General features: G+C 66.9%; 5 protein-coding genes. 4 read left to right on the forward strand and 1 reads right to left on the reverse strand.

Annotated elements, in window-relative coordinates; all coding sequences use genetic code 11:
- The first annotated feature begins 54 nt into the window (after positions 1-54).
- The 3 genes from J0F76_RS13560 to ppk2 all read left to right on the forward strand — a co-directional run bounded on the left by J0F76_RS13560 (position 55) and on the right by ppk2 (position 4868).
- On the forward strand, positions 55-1530 hold the full coding sequence (locus J0F76_RS13560) for a pyruvate kinase (protein ID WP_207470239.1): 1476 nt from the start codon (positions 55-57) through the stop codon (positions 1528-1530).
- 749 nt (positions 1531-2279) lie between these two features.
- On the forward strand, positions 2280-4013 hold the full coding sequence (locus J0F76_RS13565; RefSeq protein WP_207470240.1) for a SulP family inorganic anion transporter: 1734 nt from the start codon (positions 2280-2282) through the stop codon (positions 4011-4013).
- Between the two features lie 27 nt (positions 4014-4040).
- Positions 4041-4868 (forward strand): polyphosphate kinase 2, encoded by an 828-nt coding sequence (ppk2, locus tag J0F76_RS13570; protein ID WP_341351598.1) that lies wholly within the window; start codon positions 4041-4043, stop codon positions 4866-4868.
- Between the two features lie 62 nt (positions 4869-4930).
- On the opposite strand, the gene J0F76_RS13575 is transcribed toward ppk2, so the two are convergent.
- Entirely contained in the window at positions 4931-5395 is a 465-nt protein-coding gene (locus tag J0F76_RS13575; RefSeq protein WP_207470243.1) for an Lrp/AsnC family transcriptional regulator, read from the reverse strand.
- A 110-nt stretch (positions 5396-5505) separates the two neighbouring features.
- Between J0F76_RS13575 and J0F76_RS13580 the strand changes: the two genes are divergently transcribed.
- Positions 5506-7279: proline dehydrogenase family protein (locus J0F76_RS13580; protein ID WP_207470246.1), on the forward strand; the 1774-nt coding region annotated here is incomplete at its 3' end.

Consider the following 7279-nt stretch of genomic DNA (forward strand, 5'->3'; position numbering starts at 1 on the left):
CTTCACCATCCTGTCATCCTTCTTCCCTAGCCTGGGGGGCAAAAGGAACCCGCCATGATCGAAGCCGGCCTGTCCGAGATCCTGACCGATCTTGAAGCCCTGCAGTCCAAGGTCGCCGCCCGGGCCGCCGCCATCTTGGATACCTGGAAGCCGATGATCCGGCGAGACGGCTTTGCCGACAGCGCGGCGAATTTCGCCGCCTACCTGGCCTTGCGCCAGCAGGACATCCGCCCGCTCCAGCGCCAGCTTGTCCGGTTCGGCCTGTCATCGCTGGGCCGTGCCGAGGCCCGGGTCGAGGCGGAACTAGCGGCCGTGATCGCCATGGTGCGCGCGGCAACGGGCGGCACGGCGGTCCAGCCCGTGCCCTCGGAGCGATTTTACGCCGGCGAGGCAGCGATCGCCCAGCGGGCCGAGGAACTGTTCGGCCCGCTGTCGCCCCACAGCCCGGTGCGGCTGATGGTCACGCTTCCCTCGGAGGCGGCCGACGACCCCGGCTTCGCGCGCAACCTCGCCTCCCTGGGTGTGGAAGCGGTGCGCATCAACTGCGCCCATGACGACGAAGCGGCCTGGACCCGCATGATCGGCCATGTGGCCGAGGCGGGCCGGCAGACGGGCCAGCGGATGAAGACCTTCATGGACCTGGCCGGTCCCAAGATCCGCACCGGCGCGCTGCGCCTGGCCAAGGGGCGCAAGCGGGTGTTCGAGGGCGACGAGATGGCCATCGCCCTGCCCGGCAAACTGGACGCGGTTCCCGACGGCCTTCCGGCGGCCGAATGCACGCTGGCCGCGGCCCTGGCGGCGGCCCGCCCCGGCGAGCGGGTCTTTCTGGACGACGGCAAGCTGGCGGCGGACCTGATCCGCCGCGAAAGCTGGGGCGCGGTCCTGCGGGTCACGAATGCGCCGGCAGGCAAGGGCTACAAGCTGAAGCCCGAGAAGGGCATGAACTTTCCCGACACCGACTTCGCCACCCCCGCCCTGACGGCCGAGGATTGCCAGACCCTCCGCTTCGTGGCCCGACATGCCGACGCAGTGCAGTTCTCGTTCGTGCAGGACGCCGAGGACGTGCGCCAGCTGCAGGACGCCCTGGCCCGGGAAAGGCCAGACGACTGGCAGGATCTGGGGCTGGTCCTGAAGATCGAGACCGGCCGGGCCGTCCGCAACCTGCCCGAGATGCTGGTGCAGGCCGCAGGCAGCCAGCCCGCCGCCGTGATGATCGCGCGCGGCGATCTGGCGGTCGAGATCGGCTTTGCCCGCATGGCCGAGATGCAGGAGGAGATCCTGTGGCTGGGCGAGGCCGCCCAGGTGCCGGTGATCTGGGCGACGCAGGTCCTGGAAAGCTATCTCAAGTCCGGCCTGCCGTCGCGCGGAGAGATGACGGACGCCGCCATGGCCGCGCGGGCCGAATGCGTGATGCTGAACAAGGGGCCATACCTGTTGCAGGGCATTTCCGAACTGGACCACCTGCTGGACCGGATGCGCGGGCATGTCAGCAAGAAAACGCCCCATCTTCGGCCCCTGCAAAGCTGGTAGGCGATTTGTTTCCATGCAGAGCGACCGGCCGTCTTGCTCTCCAGGCGGCGGCCTGGTTTCCGGAAACTGCGTCCTTCAACCGGCCTGGGCGGTGCGCCTGCATCGCTGGCGGGCGACGGGCACAAGCGTGACCTGACCACAGGTGCCACCGCTTGCCACCTGCCGGATCAGCCTCAAGCCTCTCGTCGCGGGGGGACCGGGCCCGATCTCGACCTTCGGCGTCAAGGGAAAAGGGGGCAAGCGCAAGGCTAACAGTAATTTACATGGCCGCGATGGCAGGCATGTGTCTGCAACTTCTAGAATCCGGACATGCGGGCAGATGACGCCGTCCTGCATGGGGGTTCTGCCGTGAGAAACTTGGCAATTGTCCCGACCGGGGAACGTCTGGACCGTAGCGGTCCACGCCCCGGCACGCGCGAACCCCTCGCCGGGCCGCACGCTCCCGAGGGGTTCGTTGCCCGTCCCAAGCGCCCGCCTGCGGCGATCCCGCGCCCGCGGATCGAGACGGTGCTGCCCGACAGGCACGTCGAACGTGCTGCCGGCCACTCACACGCGGCCGGTATCCGCCGCCTTTCTGCGCAGGGTCGAGGAGTCTCTGGCCCCGCCCCTCGCCCATGGCCAGTCGGCGTTCGAGTCCGGCCGCAGCCACCCGGCGAGGGAAAGGCGGGGCCGTCGATGAAGCCGATCCGGGCACGGCCACCGGAGTCGGGCCTTTCCGGCCCGGCAACGGACAGGAGGCCGTCGGGCAGATGACAGCGCGCCGCCTTGTCCTTGTGCCGCGATTGCTGCCCAGCCTGCGGCCCTATCGTCCGGAGTGGCTGACATCCGACATCTCTGCAGGGCTTGCCATAGCGGCCGTGGGCATCCCCAGTGCCATCGCCTATCCTGCAATCGCCGGGCTTCCTCCGGAAACCGGCATCTATGCCAGCATCGGATCGGTCGTCGGATATGCGCTTCTCGGCCCTTCGCGCCGGCTGATCGTCGGACCGGACGCGGCGACCATGGCCGTCCTGGCGGCCGTCATGGCCACCGTCCTGCAGCAGATGCCCGGGCTTTCACAGGCAGAGCTTGTGGATGCGGCCTCGATCCTTTCGGTCTGCGTCGGGCTCATCTGCTTTGCGGCAAGCGCGCTGAAGCTGGGCAAGATCGCCAGCCTTCTGTCGCGCCCGATCCTGGCGGGCTTCTTCATCGGGGTGGCGATCTCGATCATCGTGGGACAGATCGGCCGCGTGACCGGAGTGACGATCGAATCCGACGGGCTGCTGAGGCCGCTGGCGGAACTGGCGCGCAAGGCGGGCGCCGTCCACTGGCCGTCGCTGCTGCTTGCCCTGACGATGTTCGCGATCCTGCAGATCGTCAGGGTCCGGCCCGTCGGCATACCCGGCCCGGTGATCGTGGTGCTGCTGGCCGGCGTGCTGTCGGCGGCTTTCGATTTCGAGGCCATGGGCATCAGGATCGTGGGAAACTTGCCGACCGGGCTGCCGTCGCTTTCGTTTCCGTTCCATGCCGGGCTGCCCCTTGCCGATCTGGTTCTGGGCGCCGCCGCGGTGTTCGTCGTCAGCTTCGGCTCGGGGATCATCACCGCGCGCAGCTTTGCCGAACGAACCCGAGAGACGGTCGATCCCAATGCGGAATTGCGCGGCTTCGGGGCGGCCAATATCGTCTCGGCGATGCTGGGCGGCTTTGCCGTCACCTCGTCGGATTCCCGCACCGCGGTCAATCTGGCCGTCGGTGGCAAGACCCAGGTTGCCGGTCTGACGGCCGGATTCGTCCTGGCCGTCGCGATGGCCTTCTTTGCCAGCTATCTTCGCGTCCTGCCGATCCCCGCGCTTGGCGCGATCCTGATCTCGGCGGCGCTGAGCGTGATCGATCTGGAAGGCCTGCGGCAGATCTGGCGCATCAGCCGGGTCGAATTCGGCTTTGCCCTGATCTCCATGGCCGGCGCCATCAGCTTCGGCGTCCTGAAAGGCGTCGTCGTGGCAATCGTGGCGACCTTTGTCTATGTCATCCTGAAGGAGATGCATCCGAAGGTCGTGCTGCTGGGCAGGATCCCGGGGCGGACCGGCTTCTACAAGCTGCACCGCTCGGCCGAGATCCGGCAGATCCCCGGCCTGGTCATCTGCTTCATCCAGGGCGACCTTCTGTTCCTGAACACGGAACACGTCGAGGCCAGGCTGCGCGAGATCATCTCGGAACAGGCTGCCGACGCGCGCTGGCTGATCATCGACGCCTCGGCCATGGCCCAGGTCGACAGCACTGCCCTGTCCATGCTGGAGGGGCTGCGCCGCGACCTGGACGCGCGCGGCATCCGGATGGGTCTGAACGAGGTGCAGTCCGGGGTGGCGCTTTTGCTGGAACGCTGCGGCATCGCCGACGCCATCGGGGGCGAGATGATCTTTGATGACCTGGACGACGCGCTGGCTGCTTTCGAGGCCGCAGCACCAGGCGCAGCGGACACGTCCGCAGACCCGCCTCGGACATGAATGACCAGGAACAGGAAGGAGGTCATCGTGAAGAAGAACAAGGATAACGCCGGCGACGGGGGCCCGGGGGACCGGGCAGCCAAGCTGGATCGCAAGACCTATGAACGAGAGATCGCCCGCCTTCAGGTCGAGCTTGCGCATCTCCAGGCATGGGTCAAGCATAGCGGGGCGCGCATCGTCGTGATCCTCGAAGGCCGGGACGCGGCAGGCAAGGGCGGCTTGATCAAGCGCATCGTCGAAAAGGTCAGCCCTCGCGTCTTCCGGGTCGTGGCCCTGCCCGCGCCCAGTGACCGCGAGAAATCACAGGTCTTCATGCAGCGTTATATCAGCCAGCTTCCGGCCGCAGGCGAGATCGTGATCTTCGACCGAAGCTGGTACAACCGCCCCGGAGTGGAGCGGGTGATGGGCTTCACCCCGGAGGACAAGGTCAAGCGCTTTCTGGAAGGCCTGCCGCAACTCGAATCCTGGCTGGTCGAGGCGGGCGTCATCCTGCTCAAGTATTTCCTCGACGTGTCGGAGGAGGAACAGGAGCGCCGCTTCCGTCAGCGCGTCGACGATCCGGCGCGGCAGTGGAAGCTTAGCCCGATGGATGTCGAATCCTACCGCCGCTGGTGGGACTACACCGCCGCCTATTCCGACATGATCCGGATGACCGATACCGAGACGGCGCCCTGGTGGGTCATCGATTCCAGCGACAAGAAATGCGCGCGGATCAATGCCATCACCCACCTGCTGTCCTCGATCCCCTATGAAAGGGTCAAGTTCAAGAAGCCCAAGTTCGGGAAAAGGCAGGAACGTCCGAGCGGGTTCGACAAGGACATCGTCTTCCGGCACGTCGTGCCGGACGTCATCTGAACCTTTCGGCCGGTCATCCGCTCCAGGATGACCGGCCTGCCGTGGCAGGCCGGAGGGCCCGGTCAGCCGAAGGTGAAGTTCTGCTCCACCACCGCCTCCATCGAGACATAGCTGGAAGTGTTGCTGATATGGGGAAGGCCCGAGATCCGTTCGGCCATGATGCGCCGGAAATCGGCCATGTCGCGCGACCGGACCTTGATCAGGTAATCGAAGCCCCCTGCGATCATGTAGCATTCCTCGATCTCGGGGATGGCGCGGACGGCGGCGTTGAACTGTTGCAGCGCGGCTTCGCGCGTGTCGCTCATGCTGACCTCGACATAGGTGACGTGGGTCAGGCCCAGCTTCAGGGGCGACAGGATCGCGCGATAGCCGGTGATCAGGCCCATCTCCTCCAGGTGCTTGATGCGCAGCGCCACGGGGGTCTTCGACAGCCCCACCTTGCGGGCCAGCTCGGCCACGGGAATGCGCGCGTTCCGGGTCAGTTCGGCCAATATCCTGCGATCATGCGCATCAAGCCTGTCATTCATCCTGAAAATATCCTCAACAATGATCCATCAGCCCACGGCACGGTCCATTTTTAGGAACACCGCCTAGCCTTTCCTTGGTATTCTCGGTCGATCGAGTCAAGGAGATCGGCATGGCTTCCGTCAGTTCCAGCATCTTTTCCACCCAGGCCAAGTTCGCCGACGAGGCACAGCTTCTGGAACGCCTGAGCGCCCAGGCCGGATTGTCGCCCGATGCCCGCGCGGCCATCACCGCCCGCGCCGCCGATCTCGTGCGCCGCATCCGGGCCGAGGCGCGCCCCTCGCTGATGGAGCATTTCCTGGCCGAATACGGGTTGTCCACCCGCGAGGGCGTGGCCCTGATGTGCCTGGCCGAGGCGATGCTGCGCGTTCCCGACAAGATCACCATCGACGCCCTGATCGAGGACAAGATCGCGCCGTCGGACTGGGGCCGGCACCTGGGCGAGGCCTCGTCGTCGCTGGTCAATGCCTCGACCTGGGCGCTGATGCTGACCGGCAAGGTCCTGGACGACGATCAGGCGGGCACGCTGCGCCGCATGGTCCGCCGCCTGGGTGAACCCGTGATCCGCACTGCCGTGGGCCGGGCGATGAAGGAGATGGGCCGCCAGTTCGTGCTGGGCCAGACCATCACCGACGCCCTGGACCGCGCGAAGATCCGCGAAAAGCAGGGCTTCACCTACAGCTACGACATGCTGGGCGAGGCGGCGATGACCGGGGCCGATGCCGCGCGCTATGACCGCGCCTATGGCGACGCCATCGCGGCCATCGCCAGGGCCTGCACCAAGGGATCGGTGGAGAAGAACCCCGGTATTTCCATCAAGCTGTCGGCGCTGCACCCGCGCTACGAGGTCGCGCAGGAAGCCCGCGTGATGCGCGAACTGGTGCCCGTGGTGCTGCGGCTGGCGCAACAGGCCAAGGCCGCAGGCATGGGCATGAACATCGACGCCGAGGAGCAGGACCGGCTGGTCCTGTCGCTGAAGGTGATCGAGGCGGTGCTGTCCGACCCCTCGCTGGCCGGATGGGACGGGTTCGGCGTGGTGGTGCAGGCCTATGGCAAGCGCGCAGGCCAGAAGATCGACTTCCTCTACGACCTGGCGCAGCGGCTGGACCGGCGCATCATGGTGCGGCTGGTCAAGGGCGCCTATTGGGACAGCGAGGTCAAGCGCGCCCAGGTCGAGGGCCATCCCGGCTTTCCGCTGTTCACCAGCAAGATCGCCACGGATGTCAGCTATATTGCCAACGCCCGCAAGCTGATCGGCTACGCCGACCGCATCTATCCCCAGTTCGCGACCCATAACGCCCACACCGTCGCCGCGATCCTGGAAATGGCGGGCGACATCCGCTTCGAATTCCAGCGCCTGCACGGGATGGGCGAACGCCTGCACGACATCGTGCTGCGCGAAACGGCGGGCCGCTGCCGCATCTATGCGCCCGTGGGGGCGCATCGCGACCTGCTGGCCTATCTGGTGCGCCGCCTGCTGGAAAACGGTGCCAACAGCAGCTTCGTGAACCAGATCGTGGATGAGTCCGTCAGCCCCGAGGAGGTTGCCCGCGATCCCTTCGACGCGCTGCCGACCGCCAAGGCCCCTGCCTCGCTGCTGGCGCCTGCGGCGCTGTTCGGCGCCTCGCGCCCGAACTCGACCGGATTCGACATCAGCGACGAACAGACGCTGGCCCGGATCAACGCTGCCCGCGACGTGGCCATGCCCGACGTGGTGCCGCTGACGGTGTCCCAGCCTTCGGGCAGCGTGCAGGACGTGGTGAACCCCGCCACGGGCGAGAAAATCTCCACCGTGATGATGGCGGACGCGGACACTGCCGCCCGCGCCATCGACGACGCGCGCCCCTGGGACGCGCCCGCCGCCGAGCGCGCCGCCGTGCTGCGCC

Source organism: Paracoccus fontiphilus (assembly GCF_017356265.1).
Taxonomy (GTDB): domain Bacteria; phylum Pseudomonadota; class Alphaproteobacteria; order Rhodobacterales; family Rhodobacteraceae; genus Paracoccus; species Paracoccus fontiphilus.